The sequence below is a fragment of the Mycolicibacterium nivoides genome, from assembly GCF_003855255.1.
Classification (GTDB): Bacteria; Actinomycetota; Actinomycetes; order Mycobacteriales; family Mycobacteriaceae; genus Mycobacterium; species Mycobacterium nivoides.
The window spans coordinates 6,366,753-6,386,211 of the sequence record NZ_CP034072.1 but is presented as its reverse complement, the minus strand read 5'-3'; the positions used below and the strand labels follow the sequence as shown (position 1 = coordinate 6,386,211).

General features: G+C 64.0%; 22 protein-coding genes and 1 pseudogene. 8 read left to right on the top strand and 15 right to left on the bottom strand.

The window, feature by feature from the left end; genetic code table 11:
- Positions 1 to 81 precede the first annotated feature (81 nt).
- Positions 82 to 561, top strand: a complete 480-nt coding sequence (locus EH231_RS31090) for a GNAT family N-acetyltransferase (protein ID WP_124713982.1) — start codon at positions 82 to 84, stop codon at positions 559 to 561.
- A 74-nt stretch (positions 562 to 635) separates the two neighbouring features.
- On the opposite strand, the gene EH231_RS31085 is transcribed toward EH231_RS31090, so the two are convergent.
- Positions 636 to 1,445 (bottom strand): LLM class F420-dependent oxidoreductase, encoded by an 810-nt coding sequence (locus EH231_RS31085; protein WP_090434515.1) that lies wholly within the window; start codon positions 1,443 to 1,445, stop codon positions 636 to 638.
- 197 nt (positions 1,446 to 1,642) lie between these two features.
- Between EH231_RS31085 and EH231_RS31080 the strand changes: the two genes are divergently transcribed.
- The gene (locus EH231_RS31080; protein ID WP_090434513.1) at positions 1,643 to 2,371 is read left to right on the top strand and encodes a Type 1 glutamine amidotransferase-like domain-containing protein; all 729 of its coding nucleotides are present in this window, start codon (positions 1,643 to 1,645) and stop codon (positions 2,369 to 2,371) included.
- A gap of 52 nt (positions 2,372 to 2,423) precedes the next feature.
- Here EH231_RS31080 and EH231_RS31075 read toward each other — a convergent pair whose 3' ends face one another.
- The 5 genes from EH231_RS31075 to EH231_RS31060 form a co-directional block, all read right to left on the bottom strand.
- Positions 2,424 to 2,729 (bottom strand): GNAT family N-acetyltransferase, encoded by a 306-nt coding sequence (locus EH231_RS31075; protein WP_241178213.1) that lies wholly within the window; start codon positions 2,727 to 2,729, stop codon positions 2,424 to 2,426.
- Positions 2,730 to 2,800: 71 nt separating this feature from the next.
- On the bottom strand, positions 2,801 to 3,958 hold the full coding sequence (locus tag EH231_RS31070) for a serine hydrolase domain-containing protein (RefSeq protein ID WP_124713981.1): 1,158 nt from the start codon (positions 3,956 to 3,958) through the stop codon (positions 2,801 to 2,803).
- A gap of 98 nt (positions 3,959 to 4,056) precedes the next feature.
- Positions 4,057 to 5,415, bottom strand: coding sequence for a DUF2625 family protein (locus EH231_RS31065; protein ID WP_164481093.1), 1,359 nt, complete (start codon positions 5,413 to 5,415; stop codon positions 4,057 to 4,059).
- Positions 5,416 to 5,725: 310 nt separating this feature from the next.
- A complete protein-coding gene (locus EH231_RS34040; RefSeq protein WP_164480709.1) occupies positions 5,726 to 5,869 on the bottom strand; it encodes a hypothetical protein in 144 nt (47 codons plus the stop codon).
- Positions 5,870 to 5,891: 22 nt separating this feature from the next.
- Positions 5,892 to 6,653, bottom strand: coding sequence for an IclR family transcriptional regulator (locus tag EH231_RS31060; RefSeq protein ID WP_124713979.1), 762 nt, complete (start codon positions 6,651 to 6,653; stop codon positions 5,892 to 5,894).
- 177 nt (positions 6,654 to 6,830) lie between these two features.
- On the opposite strand from EH231_RS31060, the gene EH231_RS31055 reads away from it, so the two are divergent.
- Positions 6,831 to 8,108, top strand: a complete 1,278-nt coding sequence (locus tag EH231_RS31055) for a DUF6986 family protein (protein WP_090434494.1) — start codon at positions 6,831 to 6,833, stop codon at positions 8,106 to 8,108.
- The gene (locus tag EH231_RS31050) at positions 8,105 to 8,920 is read left to right on the top strand and encodes a bifunctional allantoicase/(S)-ureidoglycine aminohydrolase (protein ID WP_090434491.1); all 816 of its coding nucleotides are present in this window, start codon (positions 8,105 to 8,107) and stop codon (positions 8,918 to 8,920) included. Before EH231_RS31055 ends, EH231_RS31050 begins: the two co-directional genes overlap by 4 nt.
- 65 nt (positions 8,921 to 8,985) lie before the next feature.
- On the opposite strand, the gene EH231_RS31045 is transcribed toward EH231_RS31050, so the two are convergent.
- Positions 8,986 to 9,708, bottom strand: a complete 723-nt coding sequence (locus tag EH231_RS31045; RefSeq protein ID WP_090434489.1) for an aspartate/glutamate racemase family protein — start codon at positions 9,706 to 9,708, stop codon at positions 8,986 to 8,988.
- An 11-nt stretch (positions 9,709 to 9,719) separates the two neighbouring features.
- Positions 9,720 to 11,225 carry an NCS1 family nucleobase:cation symporter-1 gene (locus EH231_RS31040; protein ID WP_090434808.1) on the bottom strand — a complete coding sequence of 502 codons (1,506 nt, stop codon included), beginning with the start codon at positions 11,223 to 11,225 and terminating at the stop codon, positions 9,720 to 9,722.
- Between the two features lie 224 nt (positions 11,226 to 11,449).
- Between EH231_RS31040 and allB the strand changes: the two genes are divergently transcribed.
- A complete protein-coding gene (allB, locus tag EH231_RS31035) occupies positions 11,450 to 12,817 on the top strand; it encodes an allantoinase AllB (RefSeq protein WP_090434486.1) in 1,368 nt (455 codons plus the stop codon).
- A gap of 13 nt (positions 12,818 to 12,830) precedes the next feature.
- Here allB and EH231_RS31030 read toward each other — a convergent pair whose 3' ends face one another.
- A complete protein-coding gene (locus tag EH231_RS31030; RefSeq protein ID WP_124713978.1) occupies positions 12,831 to 13,427 on the bottom strand; it encodes a class I SAM-dependent methyltransferase in 597 nt (198 codons plus the stop codon).
- 346 nt (positions 13,428 to 13,773) lie between these two features.
- Between EH231_RS31030 and EH231_RS31025 the strand changes: the two genes are divergently transcribed.
- A complete protein-coding gene (locus EH231_RS31025) occupies positions 13,774 to 14,577 on the top strand; it encodes a ParA family protein (RefSeq protein WP_124713977.1) in 804 nt (267 codons plus the stop codon).
- A 220-nt stretch (positions 14,578 to 14,797) separates the two neighbouring features.
- Here the strand turns inward: EH231_RS31025 and EH231_RS31020 are convergent, their stop codons facing one another.
- Positions 14,798 to 15,349, bottom strand: coding sequence for a YaeQ family protein (locus tag EH231_RS31020; protein WP_124713976.1), 552 nt, complete (start codon positions 15,347 to 15,349; stop codon positions 14,798 to 14,800).
- 152 nt (positions 15,350 to 15,501) lie between these two features.
- Between EH231_RS31020 and EH231_RS34925 the strand changes: the two genes are divergently transcribed.
- Positions 15,502 to 15,963, top strand: coding sequence for a hypothetical protein (locus EH231_RS34925; protein ID WP_234939923.1), 462 nt, complete (start codon positions 15,502 to 15,504; stop codon positions 15,961 to 15,963).
- Positions 15,964 to 16,026: 63 nt separating this feature from the next.
- Here EH231_RS34925 and soxR read toward each other — a convergent pair whose 3' ends face one another.
- Positions 16,027 to 16,482 (bottom strand): redox-sensitive transcriptional activator SoxR, encoded by a 456-nt coding sequence (soxR, locus tag EH231_RS31010; protein WP_124713975.1) that lies wholly within the window; start codon positions 16,480 to 16,482, stop codon positions 16,027 to 16,029.
- 137 nt (positions 16,483 to 16,619) lie between these two features.
- Between soxR and EH231_RS31005 the strand changes: the two genes are divergently transcribed.
- A complete protein-coding gene (locus EH231_RS31005; RefSeq protein WP_124713974.1) occupies positions 16,620 to 17,609 on the top strand; it encodes an amidohydrolase family protein in 990 nt (329 codons plus the stop codon).
- 6 nt (positions 17,610 to 17,615) lie between these two features.
- Here the strand turns inward: EH231_RS31005 and EH231_RS34740 are convergent, their stop codons facing one another.
- The 4 genes and pseudogenes from EH231_RS34740 to EH231_RS30990 all read right to left on the bottom strand — a co-directional run.
- Positions 17,616 to 17,939 (bottom strand): hypothetical protein, encoded by a 324-nt coding sequence (locus EH231_RS34740; RefSeq protein WP_321201568.1) that lies wholly within the window; start codon positions 17,937 to 17,939, stop codon positions 17,616 to 17,618.
- Positions 17,940 to 17,954: 15 nt separating this feature from the next.
- A complete protein-coding gene (locus tag EH231_RS34735) occupies positions 17,955 to 18,314 on the bottom strand; it encodes a hypothetical protein (RefSeq protein ID WP_321201567.1) in 360 nt (119 codons plus the stop codon).
- 75 nt (positions 18,315 to 18,389) lie between these two features.
- Entirely contained in the window at positions 18,390 to 18,737 is a 348-nt protein-coding gene (locus EH231_RS30995) for a helix-turn-helix domain-containing protein (RefSeq protein ID WP_124713973.1), read from the bottom strand.
- Positions 18,734 to 19,263: pseudogene (locus EH231_RS30990) on the bottom strand (tyrosine-type recombinase/integrase); the annotation flags it as partial. The gene EH231_RS30995 and the pseudogene EH231_RS30990, both read right to left, overlap by 4 nt.
- Positions 19,264 to 19,459 lie beyond the last annotated feature (196 nt).

Sequence of the window (19,459 nt, the reverse complement as noted above, 5' to 3'; positions counted from 1 at the left end):
GCACATTCCCGTGCTGGCCCCCTGCCGCAACCGCCGCAAACGATGCACTTGCCGCGATGGGCCATCTGCCACAATCTGCAGATGGCCCATCGGTCCACTGTGCGGCTTCGGGCAGCAACCGCTGACGACCACGCCTTCGTCGTTGAGATGGCCCGCCACGCCTGCATTATTGAAGACCGGCCTCTTCCCGACCCGGATGACGACGAAGTGCTCGCGATGCTCCCGCCGCCGGGGGTCATACCGATCATCGCCGAGGATCGGAGCGAGTTGCCCATTGGTGCGGTGTGGACGTACTACAGCAGTCCGCCACTGCGCTCCGGTGCGGATGGCGCGCCGCTGCCCGAACTCTGCATTGGTGTCGCACCCGGACGGCGTGACGGTGGGGTTGGCGGCTTGCTTCTGGACGAGCTGTTCGCAGACCTTTCACCACAAGTCGAAATGATCTGCACCAACGTTCACGTACGCAATCCCGCTAAGCGCCTCTACGAGCGCAAGGGATTTCGCGAAGTCGGCCAGGGAAACGGCCCACTTGGTCTGGTAATGATCAAAGACCTCCGGTGACGACGGCAGTACAGCGCAAGCCGTTCCGTCCCAACAGAAACCACCAAGGCCGAACGCTCAAGCGTCGGTCGTGGTCATCCGTTGTCCCGCCATGTGAGCACCTCCTTGAGAGACGTGAGGTCGTAACCGTTGTCGGAGGTGAGTTCGGTTTGGAACAGCGTGACGCCTGCCTCGCGGAAGGCATCGGCACTGTGCGCGTTCTCCCAGAGTGTCGAGCGTTCGATGTCGGCGCCGTTGCGGCCGAAGGTTGCTGCCAGCTCGTCGACGCGGTCGCTGGACCTGCGGAAAGCGTCGAGGTCCTGGAACGCGTGCCAGATGTCGGCGTGCCGGGCAACGGCGGGCAGCGAGCGTTTGGGCCCTGTGCCGCCGATGAGGATTGGCAGTTTGCGCACGGGCGGCGGAATCAGCGCGGCCAGCCGGTTCTCGATGCGGATCAGGCTCTCGTCGAACAGGTCGAAGCGGGAGCCGAAGGTGCCGAAGTCGTAACCGTAGGTGGTGTAGTCCTTTTCGTACCACCCCGCGCCAAGACCAAGGATGAGCCGGCCACCGCTGATGTGGTCGACGGTGCGTGCCATGTCAGCGAGGAGGTCCGCGTTGCGGTAGCCGACGCCGGTGACGAGAAGCCCGATCTCGGCGTGGGAGGTGATCTCGCCCCACGACGCGAGCGCGGTCCAGCCCTCGAAGTTGGCGACGTCGGGCTGCTCATCGTTCAGGACGGGCTTGCCGTCGACGATGGCCTCCATCGCCGGGCGGTGGAAGTGGTCGTAGCCGAAGATTACGTCGACGCCGAGGTCGTCGGCGGCCAGGACGGCCTCGCGCCACGTGGCGTAGTCGGGCGTACCGCCGGGCTGGATCTGCACGGCGACGCGGATCTGACGAGTCATGGATGCTCCTGAGACGGGGACGGGCGACTCTTGAGCCAAGTTCATCGGGTGCGGGGTTTATTCCGGATCGGCACGCGATGGAGGCGGAACCCCCTCAACACCGGCTCACTACAGTCGTGACGTCCAGCGGCGTCGCTCACTCGAGGTTGGGAAAAGTGGATTGCCCGCCGGCGGCCAGTGCGCTTACCGTCGGCGCTATGCCTGCTGACACGCCGACCATTCTGGCGACCAGCGGCGGGATAGGTCCGGGACAGCGCACGCGGTTCGAGTTCACGGCCATGACCGACTATGCGGTCGAGCTTTCCGGCGTCACCGGACGGCCTCCGCGGGTTTGCCTGTTGGCGACGGCGATGGGTGACGATAAAGCGGTGCTGCATTACCTCACCGAGGCGGCACAGGTCCGTGGCTTCGTCCCGTCGCATGTGGCGTTGTTCCCGATGCCAACGGTGGACGATGTCACCGCGCATCTACTGGAGCAGGATGTGGTGTGGGTGTTCGGCGGCAGCGTCGCAGGACTGCTGGCGATGTGGCGGTTGCATGGCGTGGATGAAGCGCTGCGGGCTGCGTGGCAGGCCGGTGTGGTGTTGACGGGCGTCTCCGCCGGCTCTATCTGCTGGCATGCCGGCGGCACCACCGATTCGTTCGGCCCGCAACTAAGGCCTGTTACCAACGGGCTGCGGTTCCTGCCTTACGCCAATGGCGTGCACTACGATTCCGAGGATCAGCGTCGGCCGCTGCTGCATGAGCTGGTTGGCACCGGAGTCCTACCATCAGCGTTTGCCTCCGATGACGGCGCCGGCCTTGTTTACCGCGGTACTCAGTGCGTGGAAGCCGTCGCCGAGAACGACACAGCGGGAGCGTACTTCGTCGAACGACGTGGCACTGCCGAGGTGAGAGAGACAGCCCTCGATGTCAGGCGGTTGTAGCGCCGAGATCCGACCAGCCCGATAAGGCTGACTGCCGGACAGGTTGGCCAACCTAGGCTTGTCGTAGGAGATAGATCAGCGCACGGCCACGATCGTCCGTCGTTTCGTGGTGGTGTTCAAATCCGATCTTCGCCAAGACGCGCAGCGAGGGTTTGTTCCACCCGCCCACCGTCGACCAGATCCGGCGGCGACCCGTGGCGAAGGCCGCGTCCATGACCGCGCGGGCAGCCTCGGTCCCGTGACCCTGATTGTGGAAGCGTCTGAATAGTTCGAAGGCGATCTCTGGTTCATCGAGAGTGCAGCGTCCGACGATGAGCCCGCAATAGCCTAGGGGTTCATCGTCCGCGCGACGGCGAATCGTGAGCAGTCCTATTCCGTTCTGGTGGGTGGCGTGTGATGAGCACCGCTCGTGTCAGTTGAGTCGCGATGTCACAGCGCGTCGTACACCGCGGCGATCAGCCGATAGGCACGGCGATCTCCGGCCAGCCAGTCACGGCGCAGATTGGGCACGAAGGCGAAAGCGACCTTGTGTTCGAGATCTGCCAGTCCCACCGAGCCACCGGCCCCCGGGTGCCCGAAGACGGTCGATTGCGCTGGTTCGGGCACCACGAAGTTCTGCGACGGCAGCATGTAGCCGAGCCCGAATGCACTTTCCAAGCGCAGCACCCGGTCGCGGCCGCGTACGCGTTCTGTGATCGCTTCCCGCAGAGGACCCGGGGCTACCAGCGTTCCGCTGATCAGGTCGCCATAGAACTGGGCCAGATCACGAGCGGTGGTGACGAGGCCGGCCGCGGGCCAGCCGGCCGCCAATACTTCTGGATCGTTATAGGATGCAACGGGATTCGATGATGCCCGGATGAACAGCGAATCTGAATCGGCGATCGCGGCCACCATCTCGGCGACTGCGTCCTCCGATATCGGCGGCGCGTTCTCGGCGCTCCAGACCCGCTGCTCGGGCGGTGGCGAACTGACCCGGGCAGCCTCGCGCACCGCCGCGCCGGAAGCGCCGATGAGTAACCGATCGCCCAAGTGGCGCCGGGTGAACTCGCCGACTGTCATACCAGTGTGGCGGCGCACGAATTCGCCGACCAGCCACCCGAAAGTCAGAGCGTGATAGCCATGTTCGGTCCCGGGCTGCCAGAGCGGGCATTGGCCCGCCAACAGGTCGGCCATAGCCGCGGGATCCGCGGCTTGGGCCACCGAAACCGGGCGCTCCAAGACGGGCAACCCGGCCCGGTGGGCCATCAGGTCGCTCAGCGTGGTCTCGTGCTTGTCGTGCTGTGCGAATTCCGGCCACCAGGCGCTCACCGGTTCCTCGGCGCCGTGGCCGCATTGCTGGGCGACCATGAGGGCCGCGGTCGCCGTCACACCCTTGGTACAGGAAAAGGTCGGACAGGTGGTGTCGCGCGTCCATGGACGTCCGGTCCGTCTGTCGGCGATGCCTCCCCACAGATCCACCACTGCACGACCGTCGACGAATACCGCCACCGCGGCACCGAGGTCGTCGCCGTTGGCCAAACCTGCTTCAAAGACGGCTTTCACTTCCGCAAACGCGGGGTCAACGTGCCCCGCTGCTGGACTGGACATAGACCGAATTAGAACACGTTCTAGTGTTGGCCGAGTGTGGATCCCGGACACTACCCGCGAATCGTCGCGGTGTGACCGTCGGGTCCGCCGGCAACGGGCTACTCGGGGCTGGGCCAGGTCATCGGGTACGGGTGATCGGGGTTGGCGGCGGCGGTGCATCGTTGGACGATGACACTCATGGGCGTGGGTGTGCGGTCGATGATGCCGTGGTCGAGCGGTAGTGCCTCGACGGTGGTTTCCCAGCCGGGCCAACGTGATTCGCGATAGTAGGTGTCGAGTCCTCCGGACAGTGCCCAGGTGAGGAACTGTTCGTAGGTGAATCCCAGGGGCTGCCATTGTGCGGTGGCTGGGCTCCAGTGCAGCATCGTCTCGACCTCGGTGCTGCTGAAGTGGCCGAGGTTTATGGCGTAGAGGCCGCCGAGGACGTCTTCGCCGACCAGCCACATGAAACCGCGGGCCAGTCCGCCGATCAGATCGCGGGATTCGTTGTCGTCGCTGGTGCCGCAGCCGTACAGCCGCAGCCAGCCGTGGTCGACGAGCAGGGTGGCGCAGTGATACACGATGGCGCCGATGCCGGTGTCGACGCCGTATTCGAGATATTCCAGGCGTCGTTTCGCGATCTCCGCGTCGGCAGGGACGACCTGGTGGGCACCGGCTTCGATCAACGGTTGCAGCTGCGGCCACAGGGGATTGTCGACGTTGAGGAGATCGTCGAGGGTGATGAATCGGTCGATGTCGGGACGGTAGTGGCGACCCTTGGTCCAGTACATGGGATAGCGGGGTGAGGTCGTGGCGAACAGGCCGCCGGGGCGGGTCAACATCTGCATGACGCGACAGATCTCGGCCATCGGCACCACACCCTTGTGCACCTGCGACTTGTCGCGCCCCTCAACGGTATACGGGTCGGGCGTGAGGGTGTATCCCTCGTCGACAGCGAGAGCGGCGACGTCGTCCTGCCAGCCCGGCCAGCGCAGATCGGCGTAGAACTTGTCCATCTGCCCGGTCAATGCGGCATACAACAGGTCGACGTGTTTCCACTCGCCACAGGGTTCCCAGTCGAGCGCATCTGGAGCCCAGTACCAAAGCATGTGGTGCTCACCGGGAAACGCGCCCCAGTTGATTGCGAACACTCCGCCGAGGACGTCGATGCCGCACAAGCCCGCGCCACCGATGCCCTCGATGCCGCTGATGAGATCGGCCAAAGCCGGCATGTCAGCGGTGCCCCCGCCGAAGAGTTTCAGCCAGCCGTGGTCGGCGAGGATCCCACCGCAGTTCAAACTGACAGCACCTGGTGTGGACAGGGTGGTCATCTGCAAGTTGAGTAGTTGGGCCTGGCCCTCGGTGGCGGTGATGGGCAGGACGCGGTTGGTTCCTTGCTGAGCCCACTGTTCAATCTGAGCCCACACGGTCGACTCGGCAAGGTCCAATTCGTCGAGCCCACGCCGTTGCTCGGCCACCTTTGGTCCTTTCTGCCGAGGGCGATGTGCTGCGGGCCTGCGCCCGGCACGGTTCAATCAAGTTACCCCGATAGCGGACAGTTAATAATCTTCAATAGCGACAACAAACTGTTCGTGGCACTTCTGCCACGTGGATGGCGGGGTGAGCGGAAGCACTGGACCGGGCAGATGAACGGTGAAATGCCGCTGTGTGCCGGGCTAATGAGCAGCGTTCAATGGCAATGCGCTGCGCTGCGCGCCGGGGGCCTAGCGCTTGACACTCGCAGGCGTGTGTGATTGGTTCGGCGTTTCTCAGCAAATACTCTAGCGGCTAACGCCAAGACTCGCCGACGGTGCCTTGCGGGCCGGTGACTTCGAGCCACTCGTTGAGCCCGGCGAGTTCGCCTGCGAGGGCGTAGGCATCGCGGCCGCGGATGACGATCTTGATCCGACCGTCGGGCGTGGAACCAAGCATGGATCTGCACAGGCTTGAAGGTCTACCGCTCCTTCGCCCCGATGAGGGCTTCCGAGATCACGCCGGTCGCCTTCTTCAGTGCGGGAACGGCTCGAGCGATCAATTCCTCAGTGATATGAGCCGAGGGCCCGGAGATGCCGATTGCCATCGGCGTCGGAGCGCCGGGCACCGCCATCGCGACGGCGCGAACACCGATCTCCAACTCCTCGTTGTCGATCGCATAGCCGTCGATGCGCACGCGCTCGACGTTCGCGAAGACCGCAGAAAGGGTGGACGCACTGTTCTCGGTCGGTGCGGGAAGTCCGGACTGCGTGACCAGTTTCAGAATGCGCGCATCGTCCAACTCACCCAGAACGGCCTTGCCCACGCCGGACGTGTGCAGGCCGACGCGCTTGCCGACTTCGTTGTTCGGCCGCATCAGCTTCGAAGGCAGCACCTGCCCGGTGTAGATCACCATGTCACCGTCGAGCACCGCGAGACTTGCCGTCTCCGACAATTCATCGACCAACGACTGCAGTACCGGAGCTGCGACCGCACCCAACTGGCGGTTCGCCACTTCACCAAGCCGAATCAGTCTCGGCCCGAGGGCGTAGCGGCGATTGGGCAGCTGGCGCACGTAGCCGATTCCGACCAGTGTGCGCAGGAAACGGTGAATGGTCGGCGGTGGCAAGGGCGACTCCGCCGACAACTCGGTCAGCGAGCACTCTCCTCCAGCACGCCCGATCAACTCCATCAACTCGAACGCGCGCTCCACCGACTGCACGCCGCCTGTCTTCTCCGCCATTCAGTCCACTCCCGGCCGACGATTGTCGTTCCATCCAACATGCGCAAGATCATTTCCGCAATATGGAAAAAGTGTTTCGATGAAGAAACGTACACCGTGCAACGATTACACTCGCGTTAAACTCCACAATGTGGAATTCTGTCCTTACGGGAACTTCCAGACAGGGGAGGCACATCTGTGACACGACGCCTCGACGATGCGGTGCTGGCCGACGTCGACCGCCGCCTCTCGGCCGCCGACGCACAACTGGTGAACCAATACCCCGGTGATGACGGCCGTCGGCAGCCGATCCACACCGTCTACATCCCGGGCAACCGGTACTCGGCGACGATGCCCGCTGACTGGGGCTCCACCGCTGTTGCAGCCGCGAAAGACGCAGGCGGGCTCGACGCGGTGGCCGCACTCGTCGGTGCGAGCAGCGAAACCGACTGTGCGCCCGAGACGCTGGCAGCCCTCGTCGAGAACAAGCTGGCCACCGAGCCGATCGAAGACCTCCGGATCGACTTCGAAGACGGCTACGGCACCTTCGACGATGCGACGGAGGACGCCGATGTCGCACAGGCGGTTGCAGCACTGCGGATCGCGCTCGACGCACGCACCTCGACGCCGTTCGTCGGCACCCGCTTCAAGTGCTTCGAATCAGGCACCCGTGCGCGCGGACTGCGCACGCTCGACATGTTCGTCAGCGGACTCGTCGACTCCGGCGGCCTGCCCGACGGCCTCACCCTCACCCTCCCCAAGGTGACGTCCGTCGACCAGGTTGAGGCGATGGTCGTCGTCGCGGGCGCCCTCGAGCGTGCGAACGGACTGCTGGCCGGCCGCATCCGCTTCGAAGTGCAGGTCGAAACACCCCAGGCGATCCTCGGCGCCGATGGCCGCGCACCCGTTGCCCAGTTTGTCCACGCCGGCCAGGGCCGCGTCAGCTCGCTGCACTACGGGACCTACGACTACTCGGCGTCCCTCGGTATCGCCGCCGCCTACCAGTCGATGGAGCATCCGGCGGCAGACCACGCCAAGAACGTCATGCAACTCGCCGTGGCAGGCACCGGTGTTCACCTGTCCGATGGCTCGACCAACATCCTGCCGGTCGGCGACCCCGACAACGTCGCCATGGCCTGGAAACTGCACGCGCGCCTCGTCCGGCGCCACCTGGAACGCGGCATCTACCAGGGCTGGGATATGCACCCCGCCCAACTCGTCACCCGATACCTGGCGACCTACGCGTTCTACCGCGGTGCCTTCGCGCCGGCCGCGAAGCGCCTGCGCAACTACGTCCACCGGCTCGATTCGACCGTCATGGACGAGCCGGCCACGGCCCGCGCACTCGCGAACGTGATCCATCGCGGCAGCGTGTGCGGCGCGCTCACCGCCGACGAGATCGAGACCGCCACCGATCTTCCCACCTCCACCGTGCGCGACATCGCGCTCGGCCACACAACCAGGAGCAATCAGTGACCACTGCGTCGTACTACACGCCCCGCGGCGGCCTGCCCCCGCAGACCGATCTGCTGACCGACCGTGCCATCGTCACCGAGGCCTACACGGTGATCCCGCGCGGCGTCCTCTCGGACATCGTCACCTCGGTGTTTCCGGAGTGGACCGATACGCGCGCATGGATCATCAACCGACCGGTCGCCGGTGGTGCGACGACGTATTACCAGGCGATCGTCGAGGTCAAGCCGGGCGGCGGGGCGCAGCGACCCGAGCCGCAGCCCGAGGTGCAGAGCTTCCTGTTCGTCACCTCCGGTGCGCTCACGGTCGACGCGGCAGGCCAGTCGCAGACACTCACCGAGGGCGGCTTCGCCTACCTTCCGGCAGGCACCGACTGGTCGGCCCACAACAACGGCGGCGCCGACGCGACGTTCGTCTGGATCCGCAAACGCTATGAGGCCATCGAGGGCCACCCGGTATCGGTCAAGTTCGGCAACGAACAGGACATCGCACCCTCAGCCATGCCGGGGACCGACGGCAAATGGCGCACGACACGCATGCTCGACCCGCAGGACCTCGGGTACGACATGCACGTCAACATCGTCACCTTCGAACCCGGCGCGACCATTCCGTTCGCCGAGACCCACGTCATGGAACACGGTCTGCTGATGCTCGAGGGCAAGGCCGTCTATCACCTCAACGGCGACTGGGTGGAAGTGCAGGAAGGCGACTTCCTCTCGCTGCGCGCCTTCTGCCCGCAGGCGTGCTACGCCGGCGGGCCGTCCAACTTCCGATACCTGCTGTACAAGGACGTCAACCGACAGATCATGCTCTGACGCACGACGAGACCGGGCGCCTCGGTGAGCCGCCCGGTCTCGTCCATTTCTTCTATGGGGTTGGCCTACGGCTGAAAGGGCCAGCCGATGACCTTCTTCTCGCGCGGGGTCGCGTAGGTACGCACCTTCGACGTGGACAGACCCATCCGCACAAGACCTTCGGCGATGGTCACCGCCGAGCGGACTCCGTCGACGATCGGGACGCCCGTCGCGGCCGTCACCTTCTCTTCGAGTTCGGCCATGCCGCCGCAGCCGAGACAGATCACTTCGGCGTGATCGTTCTCGACTGCCTCACGCGCCTGGCGGACGATCGCCTCGACGGCGCGATCCGGATCCGACTCGAGTTCGAGCACACCGAGACCGGACGCCCGCACCGACGCGCATCGTGCGTCGAGGCCGGCGAGCTTGAGCCGGTCTTCGATCAGCGGGACGGTGCGGTCGAGCGTGGTGACCACCGAGTACTTGTGTCCGAGGTACATCGCTGTCGACGCGGCCGCCTCGGTGATGTCCACCACCGGGACGTCGAGCAGCTCCTGCAAACCTTCCCGACCATGCTCGCCGTAGCCGGCCTGAATCACCGCGTCAAACGGCTCGGGGTAGGACGTGACCGCATCCATGACAGCGATGGCCGCAAGATAACTCTCGAAATTTCCTTCACACGAGTCCGCGCCGAAACGCGGCGTGATTCCGACGATCTCGGTACCCGGCGACGCGACACCGCGCGCCGACTCAGCAATCGCATCGGTCATCGAAACCGTTGTGTTGACGTTGGCTACGAGGATTCTCATGACGGTCCCTACTAGTGCGTGCTGGCCACGGCGATCGGCTCGCCGGAGACATCGTTGAACGGTCCCCGACGGTCCGCGATCACCAGGTACACGATCGCACCGAGTCCTGCGCCGATGAACCAGGAGAACTCCGAGACGACCTGGAACGCCGGAACGAACGCCAGCGCCAGCGCTACGACCGCCGTGATGACGAGGGCGACCACGGCACGCACGTTGATGCCCTTTGCGTAGTGGTATTCACCCGTGGCGTCGGTCGTGAACAGGGCTAGAACGTTGATGTTGGCACGACGCACCAGCCAGTAGTCGGCCATGATGATGCCGAACAGCGGCCCGAGGATGGCACCGAGGCCACCGAGGAAGTAGTTGATGACGGCAGGGGAGTTGTACAGGTTCCACGGCAGGATCACCAGACCGATGACGGCCGAGATGAATGCTGCGCGACGGAAGTTCAGGTGCTTTGGGAACAGGTTGTTGAGCGCGTAGATCGGTGCGACGAAGTTGGCCATCATGTTCACCGCGACAGTCAGGATCAGCAGCGCGAGTCCCGCGAGCACCAGCAGCAGGGTGTTCGGGATTTCCTTGACGATGTCGGCGGGCGCCTCGATGATGCGTCCGTCGATGCGGAACTGAGCGCCGGCCAGGGTGACGACGATGCCGCCGAACACCAGCATGTTGAGCGGGATGCCCCAGAAGTTGCCTTTCACGATCGCCCGCTTCGACGTCGCGTTACGGGTGAAGTCACAGAAGTTGAGGACGAACGTGCCGTAGATCGCCACCCACAAGCTGGCGCCGCCGACGATCTTCAGCCACATGTCGGCGCCGGTCAGCGAGTCGGGCGTAGTCCACGCGATGGCCCAGTCGGCGCTGTTGAGCATCCAGATCGCGAGCGCGACCATCGTGATCAGAATGACCGGACCGGCGAACGCCTCGTACTTGCGGATCATTTCCATGCCGTAGCTGACGATGACCACCTGGATCACCCACAGCGCGACGAACGAGATCCAGCCGAGCGTCGACAACCCCAGGAAGCTGTTGGAGTCGAGGGTCGCCGCCGATGGTGCGAGCGCGATGATCAAGATGCGCAGCACGACGGACGCGAGGTAGGTCTGGATGCCGAACCATGCGATCGCGACCGCGCCGCGGACGATGGCGGGGATCTGCGCGCCGCGGATGCCGAATGCGATGCGGCTCATCACCGGGAACGGGACTCCGGTCTTTTCTCCCATGAACCCGGACAGGCTGAGCAGTAAGAAGAGGAAGGCGCCGCCGAGTCCGAGCGCCACCAGGATCTGCCAGCCACCGAGGCCGAGGGCGAACAGTCCGATGGCGAACGAATAGTTGCCCAGGCTGTGCACGTCGTTGGCCCACAGCGTGAAGATGTTGTACGCGCCCCACCGTCGACCTTCGCGCTTGGTGGGCGCGAGATCGGCGTTGTACAGATGCGGACTCACCTGGGCGAACGGGGTTGCATCGGTACGGGCGGAGTCGCCGATCAGCCCGGTGGACTCTGTGGTCATGGATACGCCTGTCACGGTCGGAGCGACGACGCTCAACGCCGCCGCAAACATTCCACTCTGCGGAAGTAATATTCCACAGTTTCAGTAAGTAAGTCGTATCCGTATACCGGCTGTCAAGCTTTTGGCGCGATTGACTGTGTCAGCGCTCACATCTAGAGTCGGCCACAGTATGGAGTTTCATTTCCACAATGAGGAATTATGCTCGTAGCTATGGAGAGCTGCCGATGACCGCCGACGCAGGGGAGCGGTCCAACCAACCCGAATTCGACCTGGTGGTCCGTGGCGAGCGCACGCTGACGACCGCGGGAATCGTCGCCCGCGAGATCGGTATCCGCGACGGTCGCGTCGTCGCGATCGAGCCACTGGGCAGCGCCCTCGTCGGCGTGGAGATCGTCGAACTCACCGACGAGCAGGTCATGATCCCCGGGTTGGTCGATACGCACGTGCATGTCAACGAGCCGGGCCGCACCGAGTGGGAGGGGTTCGACTCCGCTACCCGTGCAGCGGCAGCGGGCGGTGTGACCACGCTGATCGACATGCCGCTCAACTCGATTCCGCCGACGGTCAACGTCGAAGCACTGAATGCCAAGCGCGCGGCGGCATCGGGCAAGACACACATCGACGTCGGTTTCTGGGGCGGCGCGATCCCTGGCAACACCGACGATCTGCGCGGTCTGCACGACGATGGCGTGTTCGGCTTCAAATGCTTCCTACTGCATTCTGGTGTCGACGAATTCCCGCATCTCGACGCGGATGAGATGGAGAAGGACATGGCCGTACTGGCCGGCTTCGACTCCATGATGATCGTGCACGCCGAGGATTCTCGCGCCATCGACCATGCACCCTCAGCCGAGGGGGACCGGTATGAACGCTTCCTGGCGTCACGGCCGCGCGGTGCCGAGAACGTAGCGATCGCCGAGGTCATCGAACGCGCTCGGTGGACCGGAGCCCGCGCGCACATCCTGCACCTGTCGTCCTCGGACGCCCTGCCGATGCTCGCGACGGCCAAACGTGATGGCGTCAGGATCTCTGTCGAGACGTGCCCGCACTATCTGACTCTGCTGGCCGAGGAGATCCCGAACGGCGCAACCGCATTCAAGTGCTGTCCGCCGATCCGTGAGGCGTCGAATCGGGAACTTCTGTGGCAAGGCCTGCTCGATGGCACGATCGACTGCATCGTCTCTGACCACTCACCGTCGACGGTCGACCTGAAGGACGTCGAGAACGGTGACTTCGGCGTTGCATGGGGCGGCGTCGCGTCGCTTCAGCTCGGCCTGTCGTTGATCTGGACCGAGGCCAAGCGTCGCGGGATAGAACTCACCCAGGTGCTCGAGTGGATGGCGGCCAAACCCGCAGCACTCGCTGGCCTGAACAACAAGGGCAAGATCGCGCTCGGCTACGACGCCGACTTCGCGATCTTCGAGCCCGAGTCTGCGCAAGTGGTCGACGTGCACAAGCTTCACCACAAGAACCCGATCAGCCCGTACGACGGACGTGCACTCGCCGGTGTCGTGACGAGTACCTGGTTGCGCGGCAAGAAGATTGACTTCAAGATCGCACAGGGTCGGATGCTGCGCCGCGGCGGCGTTTAGTGCAGGGCGCAGTCTAGGAGCGGAAGCGCACAGTGTCTCGCCATCGGTTGCCGGTGACGTCGACCAAGGTGAACCCGGCGGGTTCGGCCAAGTCGCGGAGCTCGGCGACGCTGAGCCGGTCTGGGTCGGGAAATTCCTCGTGGAACACCAGCAGCCCACCGGGTTTGATGATGCGTTTGAGCGAGCCGAGGCACGCTGCCTTATCGGGGACCTCGCCGATCACCTCGGCGAGAAATGCGACGTCGAAGCTGGCGTCGTCGAAGGGTAGTGGTGCACCGGCATCCCCGGTGTGGGTACCGATGTCGGAGTAGCCGGCCCGCTCCAGCTTCCGCCGCGCCTTAGCGAGCATCTCCGGTTGCAGATCGAACAAGTCGAGATGTCCGCCGGTGAGTCGCCGGGCGATCTCCACGCTGAAAAATCCGGGGCCCGGACCGAGCTCGAGGACCCGCTCGTTGCCGGTCAACCCGATCGCTTCGATGGCGTCGGCCGGGTTCTCGAGCATTCGGCGGACCGGATTGTCGAGGAAGAAGGCGGCTTGATGCGGATACGGAAAGTTGCCCACAATCCCGCGCAGCACCCGCAGCAGGTCGTCGGCTTTGGTGGTGGTCATGCTTAGTTAGGGTACCCTTACATTTGCTGCCTGGGGAGGCCTTCCTCGCGTGCAATGGCCAACTTCCGCTACACCGGACACGGCGGGCGCTGGTTTTGGAGATGACTCGTAACGAGCTCGGGCTCAAGATGATTCATCTGACGACAACGGGGGAGGAAGCGCTCCTCCCGTGTCCACCACATAGGATCACGGCCCCGATCAGCCCGCCGTGATGCCCGTCCACATCGGGTGGCGAAGGGATATCCGCTATTCGACATATACGCTGAGAACGCGCGGTGTCTGACAAACACGCGAACACGATGGAGGAATACAGCGAGGTGAGTCCGGCATTGCATAGAGGCTCGCAATGGTAGCTGTTTCGGCGCTGGTGCTTTCGGGTAAGGGCGGAACAGCGAAAACGCTATGGCAGATGATGCTGGCGGGGGAGGCCTCGCGGGCCGGGATCTCCGCGTTGTTAGTCGACGCAGACCCAGAGCGAAATCTGTCTAACCACTTCGGAGTGTCGCAGCATTCGACCGGCTTGGGTTCAGTGCTTGAGGATGCCGATATCAGTTTTTGGGGGAATCCCGACAAGGGCGCGAAGCGAATCGATGAGGAGATCATTGAAACTCGATGGCCCGGCATCGATTTGCTGCCTGCAGGTGCTTCCTTAGGCCGTGTTGCGGGCTTCGGCGTGCCGGACTCCGGATTGCTGCGGGCCATCTTTGACGTTGCCGGCATCTTTGGCCGTTATGAGGTTGTCTTGATCGACACCGGCGGCCGCACTGGCTCGCTGGAAGCCCTGGCAATGCATCTAGGTGATGTTGCGTACGCGCCGATCACTCCGACCCTTGATGCGGTACGCAAAGCCCGCGAGGCGCGTGACAGAGTTGAGCGTATCCAACGAACACATCCACTCAAGTGGTGTGGTGTAGTTCTATCCGGTTTCGACCGTAGAAACGGTATCGACCAGTCGATCAGGGAACGGGTAGAGACGGAATTCGGCGACGACGTCCGTGCTGAACTGCCACGGCGGGCCGTCATCAATGAGGCCTTTCAACTCGGAAACCGACTCGGTGATTACTCCGACGCAACCGCGAAGAATCTCGCGCGAATCTTCCGAGATTTCCTGGAACACGACCTGCTGGGTCGAACTACGAGCGACCGGTGACGGCGGCGAAATACGTTGGGGAACAACGTGATAACGAGTGTTGTATGAGCCACCTGTGATGTGCGAGATCGCAACAAGTTGTTGCCGGTTGCCGATGATCGGACGTCGGGTTGCCGGCGGAGTTGCCGTAGCGTAAGGGAACCGTCCGGGACGTGCCCCCACCGGACGACTCAAGCCAAAACGCGCTAACGCCATCGACTAGCGTCTCGGGCTCAGACGTTCACTTCAATGGCTCGGGCGTGAAGGTAACGTCGACTCCGCCTACGGTCATCGTCACCTGACCTTCGATCACCATCACCTGCGCCGTGACCCGCCGATCAACAGTCTGGGCCAGTCGCTGCACCGCTGCGTGCGGTATCTGCACCACCGACAAATTCGGCAGCCCCGCCACTTTAGGGCCGACGGTGCGCCACCAGGTGGGCACGCCGGCGGCAAACGGGAACAGCAGCACCTGGTCGGCCTGGCTGGCCGCCTTGCCCAAGGCACGTTCGTCGGGCTGGCCGACGTTGATCCACTCCAGGATCCGGCCGGTGTAGTCGGCGAGCCGCAAGTCCGGTACGCCAGGGGTGGACAGGCCCGCCCCGAACGCCAACTCACCGTCGACCGCGCTGAGTCGGTGTGCGCGCAGCCCAAACGCCAACAACCGCACCACCATCCGCTCATCGGTCTCACTGGGATGACGGGCCACGGTCAGCGCGTGATCGGCGTAGTAACCGTGATCGACGTCGGAGACGCCGAGTTCGACTTTGAATACTGTTGCAGAAAGGGCCACGTCATAGTGTCCACCCAGGTGGCGTACCCCGAGCAGTCGGGCCGCCGCGCTCCATTTGATAGATAATCTTGAGTGTGGACCAACTTCTCTGACCAGGGAACTACTGCGCGTCGACACCCGCGGAATTGGAGGACCGGTGGACTCAGCTAGGGATGCCAGCCCAGCGTCGCGCCACCGGCGCCGACCTGCGTGACGTGCAGGCCTTCCTCCAGGAGTGGGCGCGGGTCATCGATGCCACCACCGAAACCAACCGAGTCGACGCTCTCAACGAGATGCTGGCACGCTTCACGGTCAGTCCGTCGATTACCAATCACGACGGAAGTGGCTGGCACCTCCACTACCGCGATCCCCACGCGGGCTTCGCCGCCACCCTGGCCGGTGGACCAGCGCCGCTGCGGCCCAATACCTCACCGAACGCGGAATGCACCGCATCCACCGCTGCGCAGCCGAAGACTGTGCACACGCTTTTGTTGACTGCAGTCGACCGGGAACGCAGAGATACTGCACCTACCACTGCGCCAACCGCGACGCCGTTCGCCGACACCGAGCCACGACGCGAACGCCATAGAACAAGGCTCACCCAGCGTGCCCCGCCGCCGTCCACAACGTCATGACCCGCAACAACTGTTGCGGCACGACACGTTGTTGACGCGTGCCCTTTGGCAGCTTGGCGCGAGTCAGTCGGCGGCGCTGATGAGTCGTCGTGGGCCGGGGCCTTGTCGGGCGAGTTCGTCGTCGTGATTGACGATGCGGCAGGTTGCCAGTGACAGGCAGCCGCATCCGATGCATCCGGTGAGTTCTGCTTCGAGGTGTTCGATCTCGAGGCGTCGCGCTTGGAGTTGAGCGTGCCAGTGACGCGAGATTCGGTTCCAGTCGGCCTTGCTTGGCATTCGGTTGTCGGGCAGGTCGGTGAAGACGGCGGATACCTCGGCCAAGGTGACGCCGAACCGGCGGGCGGCTTGGATGATGCTGATGCGGCGCAATACGTGACGGGGATAGCGGCGTTGGTTCCCGAGTGTGCGCACTGAAGTGATGAGGCCTTGGTCTTCGTAGAAACGCACTGCGCTAGTGGCGATTCCGGCGCGTTGGGCTACCTCACCGACCGTGAGCATGTCGGTTGGTTTGTACGACAAAGACTTCCCTTCCTTGACTTCAACTGGACTTGAAGTCATAGCCTACCCGTCATGAGTATCGATTCGGCGGCGCGAGACCGCCGTACCGTTCAGGGGAGCCTCGCAACAAGCGGTCCGACGGTAGTGGCGACCAGATCGTGAAGATCAGCGCGCTCGAGGAGCACTACGTCCTGCCGTCAGTCGCCTCGGCGTGGCAGCGCCTGCCCGATCGAGGCCGCGATCCGATGGCATCGTTCGACCCTGCATCGGGCCTGGGTCGCAATCTCGCATCCCTGGGCGAACAGCGGCTGGCGCTCATGGATGACGCCGGCATCGACGTGCAGGTGTTGTCGTTGACCACGCCGGGGCTCTTCGACCTACCGGCGGTCGATGCCGTCGCATTGCAAACCGCGGTTAACGATGAGATTGCCGACACCGTGTCTCGCCACCCGCAGCGATTTCAAGCGTTTGCGACCTTGGCGCCACAACGTCCCGAACAAGCTGCGGCCGAATTGGACCGTGCGGTGCGGGAACTAGGTTTCGAGGGCGCCCTGATCTTTGGCCGTATCCAGGGGCAATCCATTGATCATCAGCAATTCTGGCCTCTGTTCGAGGCTGCTGAGGCGTTGCGGGCGCCGCTATACCTGCATCCGCAGACCCCGCCGCCACCGGTTCGGCAGGCCTACTACGGGGGCTTGAGCGACCATGTCGGTACCGGACTAGCCACTTACGGGATGGGTTGGCATTACGACGCCGGGTTGCAGTTCCTTCGTCTGGTGCTGGCCGGAGTGTTCGATCGCTTCCCCGATTTGCAAATCATCTTGGGTCATTGGGGAGAGATGTTGCCGTTCTACCTGGACCGGATCGATGGCATCGCCGCGGTGGCTCGTCTGGAACGCACTATCACCGACTATGTCTGCCATAACGCGTTCCTGACCCCCGGCGGCATCTTTAGCCATCGATACCTGAAGTGGGCGTTGGAGGTCGTCGGCGATGACCGTGTCATGTTCGCCGCCGACTTCCCCTACGTGCCAACCAGTAGCGGGGCGGCACGAAATTTCCTGACTCAGGCCGAGCTGACCGATGACGTGCGCGACAAGATCGCCACCGGTACCTGGGATCGAATCCGGGCCGAGATCCGCCGCTGACACCCTCTACGGCGATCGTCCCCTGTTTGGCCGAACGCTTTGGCCCGTCGGAGAATTGACCGGGTTTAGATTCACTGCGCAGGCGTTCAGGTGGTGCCAGGTCGCGAATTGCTCGACGGGTGTGCGGACAGTCGGCGAGTCGATGGCGTCGAGTTTGGCGGCCAGCCAGACTTCGAAGCGCGCCAAGTGTTCATCGCGTTGGGGGAGCAGTCCGTGGTGCTGCAGCAGGCTGCGCAGGTGATCGACGTGGCGGCCGGATCCTGCCGCGGTGATGCCGTCGTGGGTCAGTGGTATTGCGCCTGAGGCGATTCCGCCGAGCAGCTCCAGCACTTGCTGGTTGCGTTTTCAGGTCAGGATGCTCTCGGACCGATCGGCGGCGCAGAGCACTTCGATGAGTGCTTGCATGGCAGCCGGGTCGGCGGGGTGGTGCAACAGAATTGCGCAGAGGTCATGGCGCAGGGCGCAGCGGGCGCATTCGCCGTGGCGGTGGAGTTCGCCCTCTCGTCCGCAGGTCTTGCAGGTGAAGTTGCCGGGGATGTCGGCGCAGGTGAGACAGACCGCCCGTGGGTCGGTGTCGTCAGTTCGGCCGGGGAGGACGCCCTCGTGTCCGCAGGCTGGGCAGATGCCGCGGGTGCGCATCGCGGTGTAGAAGCAGCTGTGGCACAGCTGATCTTGCGGCCAGTAGGCCCGCAGCGTGTTGGCCATGCGATGGCATCGGCTGATTCGAAGGCGCCGCTGGTGACTCGCGGTCGCCCGCGTGTGGAGGAGCGCGGCGTGGGGTTAATCGTTGCCATCGGTGATGATGCGTGCTCGTCGGGGCCGGATGGACTCGTTGAGTTCGACCACGTTGGGTGGTGCAGTGGTGCCGGAAGCAGTCTTCTTCTTGCGGACGTCAGTGGCGGTGACTGTGACGAGGTCTTCGACGCCGCAGCCGAGGATGTCGCACAGTGCTGCCATCAACTGCAGGGCGACGCGTTCGGGGCGTTGGTGCACGATGCGGTACACCTGGGGCCGGGATAGTTGTATTCCGCGTTCAGCGAGGCGGGGGATGAGATCGGTGCTGTTGTGCATGCCGTGGGCGGCCATCAGCTCGGCGAGGCGCCAGGTGTAGTCGACGTCGCGTTTCATGAGGTCTCTTCGTCGAAGGAGAGGGCGTCTTTGATGGTCCGGTCCAGGACGCGGCGCAGGGTGCGGGTGCGGAAGTCGCTCGAGACGCCGGTGTAGAGCGATGTGGTGCTGGCGTATTCGTGGCCGGCCTGGTCTTGGACGAACTTGGCGTCCCAACCGTCTTCGATGAGGGGGGTGATGTAGGAGCGTCGGAAGGAGTGCAGATCCAGTCCCGCGGAGAGTTCGAGGTCGTTGCAGTACCGCCGGAATCTGCGCAGCAGGGTTCGTTCGGCGACCAGGGCGCCGCGCTCGCTGGGGAATCGGTCGATGCCGTTGCCGAAGTAGGGCTGACCGTGGGTGAGCCAGTCGCTGATGATGTCCGGTGTGCAGTCGAAGACCGTGAGCACGGTGCGGCGTTTGGGTGGGGAGCCTTCTTGGCCTTGCCGTAGCAGACCTTCGCGACGCCGTAGCGGCCGAACTCCGGTGCGTGCGGGTTGCGGGAGAAGTCGACGGTCTGCAGGTGCCGCAATTCGTTGAATCGCACGCCCGTAGGAGTGTAGATCCACCGCGAAACGCGCGTTCGTCGGCGCGTGTCGCGGCAGCCGGACCGAACGGAGGCTCTACTGGCCTGGCGAATCTGCCGTAACTCGTCGGCGTCGAAGCGCTTTGGCCACATCGACCTCAAGCGTCGGGCGAGGGCCATTCGGAACGCCCCTGATTCATCAGATGAAAACGGCGTACTT